The organism is Halobacillus alkaliphilus (assembly GCF_900113125.1).
In the GTDB taxonomy this organism is placed as follows: Bacteria; Bacillota; Bacilli; order Bacillales; family Halobacillaceae; genus Halobacillus; species Halobacillus alkaliphilus.
Genome location: NZ_FOOG01000014.1, coordinates 1 through 14,112, shown reverse-complemented (window position 1 = coordinate 14,112; position 14,112 = coordinate 1). Strand labels below are relative to the sequence as shown.

The following is a 14,112-nucleotide window of genomic DNA, read 5'->3' as shown; positions in this document are numbered from 1 at the left end:
AAAACCGCCAGACAAATGTTTCTTCCGGCGGTTTGTTGGAACTATAAGTGTTTGTTGTATCGTTTTTCCAAATAATCCTGTAAAGCAGAAAACAGCATCGTCAGCGGCCAGTAAACTAAAGCCGCGGTGATATACATCGTTAACGAATCGATCGTCCGTCCTGCCGCAATTTGAGCTTTGTTTAAGATTTCCGGTACAGAAATCATGGCTGCAAGCGAGGTCGCTTTTAATAGATCTAGAAATACGTTGCCTAGCGGCGGAATGGCAATTCTGGTTGCCTGAGGCATGATAATCCGCCGGATGGTTTTCCAATAGGAGAAACCTAGCGCCCTGGCGGATTCCCATTGCCCGTAGGAAACACTATTTAAGGATGAACGATTGATTTCCGCAATATAAGCGGCACTATTTGTACCAAAACCGATAATAGCGGCCATAATGGCAGAAAACTCAATACCAATAAGCGGAAATCCATAATACAACACAAATAAATAAACGAGAATAGGCGTTCCGCGCATGAATGAGATATATAAGCGGGCAGGCCATCTAAACCAAATCCGATCCGCTCCCCTGGCAAGAGCGAGGAAAAAGCCAATAACCAGCCCTATGGCCATGCCTATCACTGAAATAAGCAGAGTCAGCGGGACCCCTTCTAATATAAAGGGAAGATTGTTCCAGGCGGTTTCCGTATTAAAAAGCTGCTCTAATTTAATCTCATCAATTTGAATACCTAGCATAATAAGCCCTTACAAGTCGATGTCTTCAAGCTCACGGACATCTTTATCGGGTTTTTTCGAAGCATCTTTTCCTCCGAAGAATTCTTTTGATATTTCAGTAAGCGTGCCATCTTCTCTCATCTCCTGAAGTGTAGCATCCACCTTCTCTTTGAGCGTCTGAGCGTCTTTAGGCATCACGATCGCTGAAGTGGTTGGATGGAACTGAAGATCCGGATGCAGCTGTACTTCAATTTCCGGAAGAGCTTTTAAAGCAAGCGACTGCAAGTAATAATCGTTAATGATGAAATCTGTACGACCATTCGCTACATCACGAAGGTACACATCATTCGCAACATTTCCGTAACTTTTGGTTTCTGCACCAAAGTGCTCGGCAATTTGAGAGTATACCGTGGTAGCTCCTCCGCCGTGTACCTTACCTTCCAGATCTTCCAACGTTTCAATTCCAGAAAGATCAGATTCACGGACGACCATTGTAGAATAAGAATACTTATAAGGTTCACTGAAGGCGAATTTTTCCTTACGATCCTCTGTCGGCTGGAAATCGTTAATAACCATGTCCACGCGCCCACTATTAATGGAGGATAATAACGCATCTACCCCGTATTCTTTAAAGGAAAGCTCAAGATCCAGTCGTTTGGCTACCTCTCGCATAATTTCAATATCATAGCCCGTCAGTTCGTCTGAATCTTCCGGATAGTAAGAAGCCGGAAATAATGTTCCTGCTGTACCGACTACAATTTTTCCTTCTTCTTTGATCTCGCTCCATTTTTCTCCTGAGGCTTCCTGGCTGGAGTTGTTATCTTCACTGCTTTCACTGTTGTTCTCATCTCCACTTGAGCCACAAGCGGCAAGTATCACAGAAAGCGTAAGCATAAGTATAGTTAATAGTCCTTTACGCATTTATAGGTATCCACCTTTCTAAAATTGTTTACGCACTTATCCAATATAGCAATACAAGCACCTTAATATCAACCAGCTTGCTCGGTTATTGATTTCCTGCATTGTCAAAAAATAGTGCTTGTTCTGCACTTGACTACGCACGATTTAATGATATATTAATAATATATATCAGATTATAATTATTTTAATTTAAAATACTTCTAGTTTCAATGAATCCTGCCTTACAACTAGTTGGTTTTGATAATCGTTATCAATTATATTAAGGAGTTGAGAATCATGTCTTCTGAATCACACTCTTTTCCTATTCAGAGCCATTTCGCTCGCCCATCTTGGAATTTCATAAAAACACATGCAGAGCTGCTGGCCGCATTACTAAGCGGAATCCTTGTCTTAACCGCGTGGCTTTTATCCAATTACATTTCTGAAAATGTTTTTGTTTTTCTTCACCTTGCTGCTTTCGTGATCGGCGGGTTTGCTAAAGCCAAAGAAGGACTCGAAGACACCATACATGAAAAAGAACTAAACGTTGAACTGCTCATGATTTTAGCTGCCATTGGTTCTGCTGCTATCGGCTATTGGACAGAAGGAGCCATTCTCATTTTCATCTTTGCGTTAAGTGGAGCCCTGGAAACGTACACGTTAAATAAAAGCCAGAAAGAAATCTCTTCCTTAATGGACATGCAACCCGAGGTAGCACTGAAATTGACGGATGAAGGGTACGAAGTTGTATCAGTAACCGATCTATATGTGAACGACCGTATTTTAATAAAACCAGGTGAACGTATCCCAGCTGATGGAACGATCATTAAAGGGTCAAGTGCTATTAATGAAAGTGCCATTACTGGAGAGTCGATCCCTGTAACAAAGGGCATTGACAAAGAAGTGTTCGCAGGTACCGTTAATTTAAATGGAAGTCTGACTGTTGAAGTAACCAAGAAATCAACAGATACGCTATTCCAAAAAATTATACTCATGGTTCAATCCGCACAAAGCGAGAAATCACCTTCTCAACTTTTTATTGAGCGTTTTGAAAGTACCTATGTGAAAATTGTACTAGGTGTAGTTGCCGTAATGTTATTCCTTCCCCATTTTTTATTTGGCTGGAGCTGGATGGATACGATTTACAGAGCCATGATCCTTCTTGTAGTTGCCTCCCCGTGTGCTTTAGTAGCTTCCATTATGCCTGCTACGTTGTCAGCCATTTCAAACGGCGCACGTCATGGGCTGCTTTTTAAGGGCGGCGTACACCTGGAGAATCTGGCTCATCTGAATGCGATTGCGTTTGACAAGACAGGAACGCTGACTAATGGAACACCTGAGGTAACCGATGCTTTATATGCAGCAGAAGAAAATAAAGAAATGATCCTTTCTATTGCAGCATCCATCGAACAGGAATCAAACCACCCTATTGCACAGGCCATCGTCCGGTATGCTTCACAAGAGGGAGTGCCTTTGAGCTCAGTGGAACACATGCAGGATATAAGCGGAAACGGTGTAAAAGCATTTCATGAAGGAAATGAGTGGAAAGTAGGAAAACCTGAATTTGTGGGAAAAGAGGAAGCCTATCTATTTCAGAATGGAATTGCTGAAACATTAGCGAAACAAGGTAAAACTGTAATTTTTGTAAAAAAGAATAACGAAATTGCTGCTGTTTTTGCTATGAAGGACACAGTCAGAGAGGATACCAAAAAGGCGGTAGAAGAATTAAAAAAACAAGGTGTTTATACCATTATGCTGACAGGAGATAACTCAGCCACCGCTGAAGCTATTGCGTCAGAAGCCGGAGTTGACCACTATATCGCCGAGCTGCTCCCTGAGAAAAAAGTAGATGAAATTAAAAAACTAAAAGCTCACTTCACGCAGGTAGGCATGGTAGGCGACGGAATTAATGATGCTCCAGCCCTTGCTACGGCCAATGTGGGGGTAGCTATGGGAGGAGGCACAGATGTAGCTCTTGAAACATCGGATGTTGTTTTAATAAAAAATGACCTTTCAAGGATTTCACAGGCAAGAAAATTGTCTTCACGCATGAATCGCATTGTTAAGCAGAATGTGGTCTTCTCCATAACCATAATCATGCTGCTGATAATCAGCAATTTCCTTCAGGTTATTGACCTTCCCCTCGGGGTCGTTGGACACGAAGGAAGTACCATTTTAGTTATTCTAAATGGTCTGCGTTTATTAAAATAAACAGACATTCCCGGCTCACCTTTGGGTGCGGGAATGTCTGTTTTTATTTTAAGTTCAGGAATATTTCTTATCTCTTCGACGCCTGCGGAAAATAGCATTGATTTCGCCGCCTAAAATAATGACGATGCCGGAGAGGTAGAACCAGATCATTAAGACAATGACCCCGCCTAAACTTCCATAAGCAGCTGAAAAATTCCCAAGACTGCTTACATAAAAGGAAAAAAGTAAGGAAACCAACTGCCACCCAACGGTAGCAAAAACTGCACCTGCGACTGCGTCCCTGTATTTCAAACGAAGGCTTGGGGCGGTTACATATAAAAAGGATAATACAATGAAAAAGATGATAGACGAAATGGCCCATCGAAGCGTTCCCCATGCCTCAATAAAGCTGTCTGATAAGCCAAAAGAAGAGAAAATGAAAACTCCGGCCGTGTGTCCAAGAACCGGCAGTAAAAAAGCAATACAAATAACGAGAACCATAGCAATAGTCAGAATGATCGCTATAAACCTTGATACAAGAAAGGGCCGGTTTTCTTCTACGTTATGAGCGCGGTTAAACGCACGCATGATGGCGCTTACCCCAACAGAGGCCGCCCACAATGTACCAAGAATACCTACCGATAAAAGACTTCCGCTCCCGCTATTCAACAAGGAAGTCACATTTTCTGTAATAAGGTCAAAGGTTTCAGGAGGAGCATAAGTACTGATAATAGCGAGAACACGTTCTTCGTCAATATTTAAGTAACCAAGCAACGTAAGCAGGAAAATCATAAATGGGAATAATGATAACAGGAAAAAGTAAGCAAGCTGAGCTGCCAGCCCCGCAACATCATCATCTCTAAAACGGTTCAGCAGCTCTTTTCCAAATGTTAAAACGCTATTCATGATTTTCCATCACCCTAACTTAAGAAGCTTCTTTTGGATCATCTACTGCTTTCAATTGTTGTTCAACCTCTTGATTGATCTCTCCTACTCTATTCAGTATGTCCTCTGCTTTATTCAATATTTCAATTAAATCTTCTAATCCTTTACTTACTCGTTTAGAAAATTGTTCATAGTTTACCCTTACCGAATGGATAGCGTCTGATGGATTGGTCACGTAACCTTTATATTTAGTCCCGGCTTCGCGTGACCTCGTACCTACATACTGTCTTGTATCCCTGTCAATGAGTACAAGAGCTCCGCCGACCAAAGCTCCGATCACGACACCTTTCCATAACTTTTGCTGTCCCATAGCGATTCCTCCTTATAAATGGTTATCTTTTTTTATTTGTTCAAGTAAGCGAGAACATCCTTCACTCACCAGCTCATATACGTATTGGAAATTACCAGTAAAATACGGATCGGGTACATCCGCTTCCTCATGAGGGGTATAATCCAATAGTTTAGCCACGGTCACTCCATTTTTCTCGCGGATGGAATTGAGATCCTGAATGTTCTTACTATCCATAGCAATAAGATAATCATAATCGTCCCAATCCGCTTCTGCAACCTGTCGCGCTCTCATTCCTTCATAGGAGATGGAGTGTTCGTCTAAAATCCCCCTTGTCCCTTCATGAGGAATTGAGCCTTCATGCCAGTGACCTATACCGGCAGAATCAACTGAAATTTCCTCTTCCAGTCCTTCCTTTTTCACCAAGTCCTTAAATATGGCTTCAGCCATAGGAGAACGGCATATATTGCCTAAACAAACAAAAAGTACACGGATCATTTCCAAAGCCCCCAAGTATAGTATTTCATGTTTAATAATTTCTATGAATCCTGTCCAATTCCTGCATTAAATCGACAACTATAGTGGATAATTTCCCTCAAGTTGTGATTATAAACCCGGATTTATTTCCTCAAACTTTTGAAAATTCCTTGACTTTTATACATAATTTTCGGAATATTTTATATATAGACATAATTTTCAAGAAATTGAAGGGGGATATTCATGGAGGAACAAGGGGCATTATATAACTTTTTTGATGCAGCAAGCGCGATTGTATGGGGACCAGTTTTATTAATTCTTTTGGTTGGTACTGGCGTATACTTAACTCTAAGGCTTGGGTTTCTGCAATTTAAGACCCTTCCTTACGCTTTAAAGCTGGCTTTTAAACCAGCTAAGGAAAAGAAAAATGAAAAAGGAGACATTTCTCATTACCAGGCATTAACCACTGCCCTTGCTGCGACAATTGGTACGGGTAATATCGCAGGGGTAGCAACAGCCGTTTTCCTAGGCGGACCTGGAGCTGTGTTTTGGATGTGGATTACCGCTGTATTCGGGATGGCTACTAAATATGCGGAAGCAGTTCTGGCCGTTAAATACCGAATTACCGACCAAAATGGAAACATGGCAGGCGGACCCATGTATTATTTGTCCAGAGGACTTAAAACGAAATGGCTCGGGAAACCTCTTGGAGTTCTCTTCGCCATATTTGGAGCCGTAGCTGCCTTTGGAATCGGCAACATGGTTCAATCTAACTCGGTTTCTGATGTATTGGAAACAAGCTTTAGCGTGCCCCATTGGGTAACTGGACTCATTTTATTATTCTTTGCCGGGCTTGTTTTATTAGGCGGAATCCGCAGTATCGGGAGAGTAACAGCTTTCTTTGTACCAATTATGGCTATTTTTTATGTTGTCGGTGCTCTTATTATTATCGTTATGAATTTAAATTTGGTATTGCCAGCTTTCGGAACGATTTTCAATGATGCTTTCACAGGTAGCGCTGTTGGCGGAGGTCTTCTTGGAACAGCGATTCGTTTTGGTGTGGCCCGTGGAGTTTTCTCCAACGAAGCCGGTTTAGGATCGGCTCCTATTGCGGCCGCAGCAGCACGTACGGATTACGCCGGCCGTCAGGCATTAGTTTCCATGACTCAGGTTTTTATCGATACCATTGTTGTATGTACTATGACCGGATTGACCATTGTTATGGCAGGGCAGTATAAAGGCCAGTTGGATGGAGCTGATCTAACAACCGCTTCGTTCGGTGTCTTCCTTGGTGATGTCGGCTCTTATATCGTTACGATCGGCTTGGTTTTCTTCGCTTTCTCCACCATTGTAGGCTGGTCCTATTATGGTGAGAAATGTTTCGGCTACCTAACCGGCCAACGTGGATTAGGATTATACAAAATTGTATTTGTATTATTTGTATTTGTAGGAGCCGTTGCACAGCTTGATACAGTTTGGAAGTTTGCAGACGTGATGAACGGGCTGATGGCCTTTCCAAACTTAATCGGCTTGCTGCTTCTATCAGGTGTAGTCGGAGCTGAAACCACCAAGTTCCTTAAAGTGGCTAAGAAAGAACGCGAGCAGGAAAAACAAGCACAATATAACAGTTAAAAAAAAAGCAGGTCCGGAGTTATGCCGGCCTGCTTTTTTGTTTGGTATGTAAAACTTCGCTGTTGATTTCTTATAGGCGCTTCTTCAACTATAGGGATGGAGGGTGTAAGACTTAGTTTCGAGGTAAGTTGGGAAGGAACTTTTCCATATTATTGAAACCTTTGTTGTACGAACGCGTATAACAATTTAATGGGGTGACAATGTGGAAAGGTTAAATAATAAAGAAAGCTTATTTATGTTTTTGTATTGCATAGTGACCGCGGGTTCCTTTTACACAGTAACTGAATTAGTAGGAATCGATACTTCACCCGCATTTCATTACAAGACGTATGTAAAGGAAATAATCGTCGCGCTCGTTCCTCTGATGATAACCGTATCATTGCCCGTCATTCGTAAAATGTTTCTAAATTCATTTGTATTAACTTCATTATCTTTGAAGATGTCTTGGGTCTACATAATTGGATTCTTACTTATTCAATATCTAATTATGAAAATCACCTATGATTATGGAATACTGATTTCTAATAGTTGGCGTATTTTTTACAATTTGGAAATCCCATACATCACTCATTTTCAATATCCCGTCCTCGGTTTTACATTGTACGTAATAGCAAGAGTTTTGATAGTACCTATTATTGAAGAGTTTTTTTACAGAGTATTCCTGATTGCTTTCTTCAGTAAATGGGTGAACAATTGGATAGCTGTTATTTTACAAATGCTTATTTTTACAGTGAACCATCCGTTCTCTCCCTTTTCCGCCGGGGTCTTCGGATTATTACTTGGTATTCTATACGTCAGGACTAAATCAATCATACCTGGATTGCTTCTTCATTCATTATGGAACCTCTACAGCGCTTTAGTTATGAATTTCGATTTATGGTTTATTCCAAGATGGTAGATATATTCCATGTACTATCATCTCAAAGTCACTCTCCTAAAGAACCCTCTATAGCAAGAGCCTTTCTTCGATTCGTGTTGATTTTAAGGATAAGCTCCCGTTTGTTGAAGACTCAGTTTCGAGATATTTGTTGAGCGGAAGGTCCTCCAGGGGAAGATTTCGCTTTCCGGCCCTGCACGACGCAACATCGATCGACCCTACGTGTAGGGCCATAGGAAAGTGTTCAAATGTGGAATCACCCCGAAAGACACGAACAGCATAAGCCGAGCATCAAAAGGATGGCGGTTTTCCAATCCGTTGATGAACGGCTTATGGCTCGAGTGTCTGGGTGATGGAACAAGACGAGTTATTTCCCCACCAGCCCTCTTCCACATAGAGTAACGGACCCGAGTTATCTCGATACTGAGTCTTACAGTAACCGGCCCTATTGCGTAATAAGCCTCTTATGAAAAATCAACAACAAACTTTAACAGAGCAAAATAAAAGGAATATTATGAAGCCTTCCATTAGGAGTAGGTCTGCTTTTTGATGAGCAGCTTTTCCATCTCGTGAGGAGGCAGTGGTTTGCTGAAATGATAACCTTGATAGTAAGCACACTCATTTTCTTTTAAGAAATCCAGCACTTCCTGATCCTCTATCCCTTCCGCTACCACCTCCAATTTGAAAGCCTCGGCCAGCTGAAGCATCGCTTTGACCATTTCCGCGTCACTGGGATCGGTCAGTACTCTCTTAATAAAAGCCTGGTCAATCTTCAAATAATGAATAGGAAACTGGCGTAGATAACTTAGTGAGGAGTATCCTGTCCCGAAGTCATCAATAGATAAGGATACCCCCATTGACTTAAGGTTCTGCATGGTTTGAATACATTGCTCCGTATTCCTCATGACACTGTTTTCCGTTACTTCGATTTCTAAGTATTGAGGATCCATCATGCTTTCCACTAAGATGCTCCTTACATTTTCCGAAAAATCAGGGCGTTGTATCTCATTTGCTGACACATTAACGGCCACTCGTTCCGGGGCATAACCCAGCTCAATCCATTCCTGATTCTGCCTGCAGGCTTCTTTCAATACCCACTCATCCAGCTGGTTTATCAAACCAGTTTCTTCAGCAACTGGAATAAATTCGGCAGGAGATACCGACCCTCGCTTCGGATGCTTCCATCTTACTAAAGCCTCCATTCCACTTATGTAACCCGTACGAACGTCCACTTTAGGCTGATAGTGCAAATAGAGTTCATTCAGGGTAAGAGCCTGACGCAAATCCCCTTCTAACGTAATTACTGTTTCGTAATGCTTGTTCATATTAGGCAAATAAAACAATAAATTCTGCCGGCCATTTTGTTTACAGAAATGCATGGCGACTTCTGCGCTAGTTAGCAATCGGGCTGCAGAAGGTCCATCCTTAGGATATTGCGCTGCACCCAGGCTTGCGGTGATAAAAAACTGCCTCCCCAGCAAGTTGATGGGAAGACGGATATCTTGTAAAATCTCTTTCCCAAGCTTGGCAATCTCAGACTGAGTATGCATCCCCTTTAAGCAAACGACAAACTCGTCTCCTCCCAAACGGTATAGCTGATCTTTTGCGGAAAGCGAACGTTGTATCCTCTCAGCTACCAATAGCAGGACCTGGTCGCCAGCTATATGCCCCATCGTATCATTTACATACTTAAATCGATCCAGGTTACAAAAAATGATCGTAAATGGACTTCCGGTACTGCTGGAATTTGTAAGATCTTTTTGGAGCCTGTTTCGGTTAGGAAGATTGGTTAAATGATCATGAGAAGCCATGTGTTCGAGCCTCTGCTCTGCCTCTTCATAAGAAGTCACTTCAACCGAACTTCCAATAACCTCTACAATTTCCCCATTATTTTCTACAGGGGAAAGTGTAGTCTCAAAATATCTTCCTTTATATTGATGTTTATAAGAGATCGTATCTCCGGAAAACGCCAGGGCATATTTTTGGCGAAAAAAAGCAGCTTGTTCGTACGTAAACAATTCTTCTAGATTCTTTCCTTTAACTAAATCGGTAGTCAACCCTATATCTTTCGCTAATTTCCCCTCAAACAGATCGTAGTAGAACGATTGACCTTCGTTCTTTTTCACTTTAAATACGACATTTACAATAGCTTCAAGTGTACGTGAGAATTCCTGTATTTGAAGAACCCGACTCGCTTCCAATTCTTCATATTCCTTTATGTATGGGAACGTAATCTTCTTCACTTCTTCCAAAAGACTGAGGGAATCGGAATCTCCCGCCCTGAATGCCAGCTGAGCACAAATATGGGTGATTCTTTCTAGATCGATCTGGGTATTTTTATTCACCACGTTTTTTATCTCCTCATGTAACAACGCTTATGGGTAAAGTATACCTGAATATATGGAATTAAAAAAGATAATATTACCATGTAATCAGCCTAAAGGCTCAATACATTCCTCCCCTTCATGCTGGGCAGCGTTCACGTAATCACTCACCTCGTATGCTTCCAATTGTTCCGTCCCCATTCCCTGCACAAAATTGTGAGCTTCTTCTGGTGTCCATTTAAAGGGTTCAATCCATTTTTCCTGTTCCTGCTTCGGCAGAATCACCGGCATTCTGTGGTGAATGTCCTCCATGAAACGATCCGCTTCCTGAGTTAGTATGGTGCATGTAAAGCGTTCCTCCTCATCCGTTTTCCATTGATCCCAAAGACCCGCAAAAGCAAACAGTTTACGATTTTCCGGATAAATACGGAGTGGCTGCTTTCCATTTTCGGTCTTTTTCCATTCGTAAAAACTGTCTGCAATAATCAGACACCTTTTCTTAGCCATTAAGTGTTTGAAACTTGGTTTTTCGTGAGCCGTTTCACTCCGGGCATTAATCATCTTATAACCGATCTTAGGATCTTTCGCCCACGAAGGTACCAGCCCCCAATACATAAAGCCCGCTTTCTTTTCCTTACCATTATGAATAACAGCTAGTACCTTCTGACCAGGTGCAATATTGTATCTTGGCTGATAATCCTCAATTGAATGAGCAATTCCAAATTCCTCTGCTATTTGAGCTTCTTGTGAAAATAAAGTGTATCTTCCGCACATTTCTAATCCCTCCTGTACCATTTCTTCTTATTATACCCAGAGCTGATTCTTGTTTAACCGAAAACCACCCGTACCAAATAAAAGGTCCAGCACACTTTGCTGGACCCTTTGTGTAAACGTTTATTTTCCTCCTAAGCCATACATAATAAAATGAATGGTTCGATCTAATTCCTCTTCGTCCTCCCAATCACTTTCAGGAGCAAGCAAAAAGCGGGTCACCAGGAATCCGACAACCGTAGAAATGATCATCCGGATAATCGAACGATTAGGGAAATCGATCACGCTCCCCTGCTCTTTCAATTCATTTAATGCACGTTCAAATTTAGGAAAAACTTCCTCAAGAAATACTGATTCGTAATGGGCTTGAAGTTCAGGCTGAAAAGCGATTTCCTGTAATACAATCTTTAATAAAGGAGCATTCTCCCTTGCAAATTCAAACCTATTCTTAATAATTTTCTTAAGGAATTGTTCGAAACCTTCGGGAGGTTCATCAAAAACTTCTTTTGTAAAGTGACTTGCTAATAAGGGAACAGTAAATTGGGTCATAAAAGGAGTCACAATCGAAAGTAGTAAATCTTTTTTTGTTTTGTAATGACGGAAAATCGTCCCTTCGGCCACTCCAGCTCTAGCTGCTATTTCGCTGGTAGAAGAAGAAGCATATCCTTTTTCAGCAAATATTTCCACGGCTGCTTTTAGAATTTGTTCCTGTTTCGGGGTTAAACCCTTTCCATCCTGTGCTTCATTTATTGCATTATAGATATCTTTAAATTCACTCACGTGGGTCCTCCTCGCTTCTCAGGATCTCTAGTACCATTATAGACGTCTGTGCCGTTTTAACGCGAATATATTGAGGAGAGTAAAGAGAACCACGAAACCGATTAGTATATACATGGAAAGCTGAAACTCTGCGATACCTTCGTCACGCAGCATGATCCCCCTTAGTGCCTCCGCTCCGTATGTTAGCGGCATAACCCTGCCTATAGCCTGCAGCCAGACAGCCAGACCTTCAATTGGAAAAAGCCCTGAAAAGAACACCTGAGGGACAATCACAAGAGGAATGAATTGAATCATTTGAAATTCATTTTTAGCAAACGCAGAAAGGAGCGTTCCCAGACTGAGAGCAGTAAGAGCTAATAAAAAGGTAATTAACAGCACATACATCAACGAACCAGTCATATACACATCCAACACATATATGGAAAAAACCGCAATTAAAATAGATTGAAGGATCGTAAATAAACCGAAACCTCCCAGATAGCCAAAGACGACCTCACTTCGTTTAATCGGCGATGCTAACAACCGTTCCAAAGTTCCTTGAGTCCGCTCTCTAAGGAAAGATACACCACCGACAATAAACACAAAAAAGAAAACAAAGAAACCAATTAGTACGGGGCCAATGTAATCAAACAGCTCCATATCTTCCGAACCATGCCAGAAACTTACATTCATTTCTTTAGTTGGATCATTTGGCGCCGCTGCTGCCTGTAACTCATTTCTTATAGCACCGGCTGTATTAGGGTCGCTTCCTTCTAATATCAAATAAGGTTTTTGCTCTTTCCACTGAAGGAATGCATCAATAGATCCATCATCTATTTCCTCCTCCGCCTTTGCCAAACTCATGGAAGTTAACTGGAGTTCTGATTCCTCAAGCGTTTCCTGGAAAGGATCCGGGACATCAACAAGTGCCACGTTAAGCGTTTTACTATCCCCATCGAGCACGAGCCACATCAACGTAAGTACAAAGATCGGAGCTGCAACCATTAAGGCCATGCTTCTTTTATCCCGGCGAAACTGCTTTAGTATTCGTTTCATTAACGTCCACGTATTCATTGAGCAGCACCTCCATAATGCAGAAATACTTCTTCGATGGTTGAGGCGCCAATCCCCTCTTTTAAGTGTTCAGGGGAATCTACGGCAATAACCTTTCCATCACGCAGCATCGCCAGACGATCACACTTTTCAGCTTCATCCATAACATGAGTGGTGACAATGATGGTTACACCATTTTCTTTTAACTGATATAATTCCTGCCATATTGATTGTCTTAGGACAGGATCAATTCCTACTGTCGGTTCATCCAAAATAATGATTTCCGGTTCATGAATAAGTGCGGCTGCAAGGGAAAGCCTCCTTTTCATACCACCTGAATAAGTTTCGACCGGCTGGTCAAGATGTTTCGTTAAATCCACCATATCCATAACTTCCTGAATACGATGTTTCCTTTTTGATTTAGATAATTTATACAATGAACCAAAAAAGTCCAAGTTTTCTCTCGCTGTTAACTCCTGATATAAAGCATCCGATTGAGCCATGAATCCGTACCTCTTCATTTGTTTAAGCGAGGGCATCAATTCATTATTTAAAAACACTTCGCCCTCCCCAGGTGATAGAATCCCTGTCATCATTTTCACAATCGTCGTTTTTCCGGATCCTGAAGGACCTAACAGCCCAAAAATCTCACCTTTTTTAATTGAAAGATTAATGTCCTGAAGAATGATGGTCTTCCCGAACTTATGTGAAATATTGTTCATTTGTACAATAAAACTCATACGTCCGCCCCTCCTCTATGTTGTGAGTGATTACTCACTTTTATTAAACATCAATATCACAAAAAAGTAAAGTGAGTAATCACTCATTTAAATAATCAAAAACTCAATCGAGTAGGAGGAGGTGACTAACCTCCGTCCTCTCACACCACCGTACGTACGGTTCCGTATACGGCGGTTTCATAAAATTCAACGTGCATTCAATGATTTCAAACCCATACGTTGCCAATAATGGTCATTGAGTGTGCGATGGAGAATTGGGCTACTGGCTATACGCCAGTAGCCTTTTCTTGTATTTCCCCATTCGAAGGCTTTCGCCTTTGTCACTCCCAATGCTATTAAATTATTCACTTTTGTCTTAGGCAATTTCCATTCTTTCCATCGAATCATCCGGAGCCTTCTCCTCAACCATTCCATCATTCTTTTGAAGATCGATGGCGTTTCC

At 41.6% G+C, this 14,112-nt stretch carries 13 protein-coding genes and 1 pseudogene; 3 read left to right on the top strand and 11 right to left on the bottom strand.

The genetic code is table 11. The annotated features are described in order from the left end of the window. Positions 1–41: 41 nt before the first annotated feature. On the bottom strand, positions 42–734 hold the full coding sequence (locus BMZ06_RS09610) for an amino acid ABC transporter permease (RefSeq protein WP_089751829.1): 693 nt from the start codon (positions 732–734) through the stop codon (positions 42–44). Positions 735–743: 9 nt separating this feature from the next. Continuing rightward, entirely contained in the window at positions 744–1,634 is an 891-nt protein-coding gene (locus tag BMZ06_RS09605; protein ID WP_089751828.1) for a transporter substrate-binding domain-containing protein, read from the bottom strand. Positions 1,635–1,910: 276 nt separating this feature from the next. Between BMZ06_RS09605 and BMZ06_RS09600 the strand changes: the two genes are divergently transcribed. Beyond that, a complete protein-coding gene (locus tag BMZ06_RS09600; RefSeq protein WP_089751827.1) occupies positions 1,911–3,824 on the top strand; it encodes a heavy metal translocating P-type ATPase in 1,914 nt (637 codons plus the stop codon). A 54-nt stretch (positions 3,825–3,878) separates the two neighbouring features. Here BMZ06_RS09600 and BMZ06_RS09595 read toward each other — a convergent pair whose 3' ends face one another. The 3 genes from BMZ06_RS09595 to BMZ06_RS09585 are packed head-to-tail and all read right to left on the bottom strand — an operon-like array spanning position 3,879 to position 5,535. Next, complete coding sequence (locus BMZ06_RS09595; protein ID WP_089751826.1) at positions 3,879–4,709, bottom strand: YihY/virulence factor BrkB family protein; 831 nt, start codon at positions 4,707–4,709, stop codon at positions 3,879–3,881. A gap of 19 nt (positions 4,710–4,728) precedes the next feature. Then, complete coding sequence (locus BMZ06_RS09590) at positions 4,729–5,058, bottom strand: hypothetical protein (RefSeq protein WP_089751825.1); 330 nt, start codon at positions 5,056–5,058, stop codon at positions 4,729–4,731. A 12-nt stretch (positions 5,059–5,070) separates the two neighbouring features. Next, positions 5,071–5,535, bottom strand: coding sequence for a low molecular weight protein-tyrosine-phosphatase (locus tag BMZ06_RS09585; protein WP_089751824.1), 465 nt, complete (start codon positions 5,533–5,535; stop codon positions 5,071–5,073). 222 nt (positions 5,536–5,757) lie between these two features. On the opposite strand from BMZ06_RS09585, the gene BMZ06_RS09580 reads away from it, so the two are divergent. Together BMZ06_RS09580 and BMZ06_RS09575 are read left to right on the top strand one after the other, a co-directional pair. Then, complete coding sequence (locus BMZ06_RS09580) at positions 5,758–7,146, top strand: alanine/glycine:cation symporter family protein (RefSeq protein WP_089751823.1); 1,389 nt, start codon at positions 5,758–5,760, stop codon at positions 7,144–7,146. A gap of 202 nt (positions 7,147–7,348) precedes the next feature. Further along, the gene (locus BMZ06_RS09575; protein WP_089751822.1) at positions 7,349–8,044 is read left to right on the top strand and encodes a CPBP family intramembrane glutamic endopeptidase; all 696 of its coding nucleotides are present in this window, start codon (positions 7,349–7,351) and stop codon (positions 8,042–8,044) included. Between the two features lie 506 nt (positions 8,045–8,550). Here BMZ06_RS09575 and BMZ06_RS09570 read toward each other — a convergent pair. From BMZ06_RS09570 to BMZ06_RS09545, 6 genes and pseudogenes are all read right to left on the bottom strand, one after another. Then, positions 8,551–10,371, bottom strand: coding sequence for a sensor domain-containing protein (locus BMZ06_RS09570; protein ID WP_089751821.1), 1,821 nt, complete (start codon positions 10,369–10,371; stop codon positions 8,551–8,553). Between the two features lie 84 nt (positions 10,372–10,455). After that, a complete protein-coding gene (locus tag BMZ06_RS09565; RefSeq protein ID WP_089751820.1) occupies positions 10,456–11,121 on the bottom strand; it encodes an SOS response-associated peptidase in 666 nt (221 codons plus the stop codon). 120 nt (positions 11,122–11,241) lie between these two features. After that, positions 11,242–11,898, bottom strand: a complete 657-nt coding sequence (locus BMZ06_RS09560; protein ID WP_089751819.1) for a TetR/AcrR family transcriptional regulator — start codon at positions 11,896–11,898, stop codon at positions 11,242–11,244. 36 nt (positions 11,899–11,934) lie between these two features. Then, entirely contained in the window at positions 11,935–12,951 is a 1,017-nt protein-coding gene (locus BMZ06_RS09555; protein WP_089751818.1) for an ABC transporter permease, read from the bottom strand. Beyond that, a complete protein-coding gene (locus BMZ06_RS09550; protein WP_089751817.1) occupies positions 12,948–13,670 on the bottom strand; it encodes an ABC transporter ATP-binding protein in 723 nt (240 codons plus the stop codon). Before BMZ06_RS09550 ends, BMZ06_RS09555 begins: the two co-directional genes overlap by 4 nt. A 186-nt stretch (positions 13,671–13,856) precedes the next feature. After that, a pseudogene (locus BMZ06_RS09545) lies at positions 13,857–14,112 on the bottom strand (hypothetical protein); the annotation flags it as partial.

What these genes read in the sequence shown, in the direction of transcription:
- BMZ06_RS09565 (WP_089751820.1), bottom strand. Translation starts at nt 11,121, where the DNA reads ATGTGCGGAAGATACACTTTATTTTCACAAGAAGCTCAAATAGCAGAG.
- BMZ06_RS09590 (WP_089751825.1), bottom strand. Translation starts at nt 5,058, where the DNA reads ATGGGACAGCAAAAGTTATGGAAAGGTGTCGTGATCGGAGCTTTGGTC.
- BMZ06_RS09550 (WP_089751817.1), bottom strand. Translation starts at nt 13,670, where the DNA reads ATGAGTTTTATTGTACAAATGAACAATATTTCACATAAGTTCGGGAAG.
- BMZ06_RS09605 (WP_089751828.1), bottom strand. Translation starts at nt 1,634, where the DNA reads ATGCGTAAAGGACTATTAACTATACTTATGCTTACGCTTTCTGTGATA.
- BMZ06_RS09555 (WP_089751818.1), bottom strand. Translation starts at nt 12,951, where the DNA reads ATGAATACGTGGACGTTAATGAAACGAATACTAAAGCAGTTTCGCCGG.
- BMZ06_RS09580 (WP_089751823.1), top strand. Translation starts at nt 5,758, where the DNA reads ATGGAGGAACAAGGGGCATTATATAACTTTTTTGATGCAGCAAGCGCG.
- BMZ06_RS09585 (WP_089751824.1), bottom strand. Translation starts at nt 5,535, where the DNA reads ATGATCCGTGTACTTTTTGTTTGTTTAGGCAATATATGCCGTTCTCCT.
- BMZ06_RS09595 (WP_089751826.1), bottom strand. Translation starts at nt 4,709, where the DNA reads ATGAATAGCGTTTTAACATTTGGAAAAGAGCTGCTGAACCGTTTTAGA.
- BMZ06_RS09610 (WP_089751829.1), bottom strand. Translation starts at nt 734, where the DNA reads ATGCTAGGTATTCAAATTGATGAGATTAAATTAGAGCAGCTTTTTAAT.
- BMZ06_RS09600 (WP_089751827.1), top strand. Translation starts at nt 1,911, where the DNA reads ATGTCTTCTGAATCACACTCTTTTCCTATTCAGAGCCATTTCGCTCGC.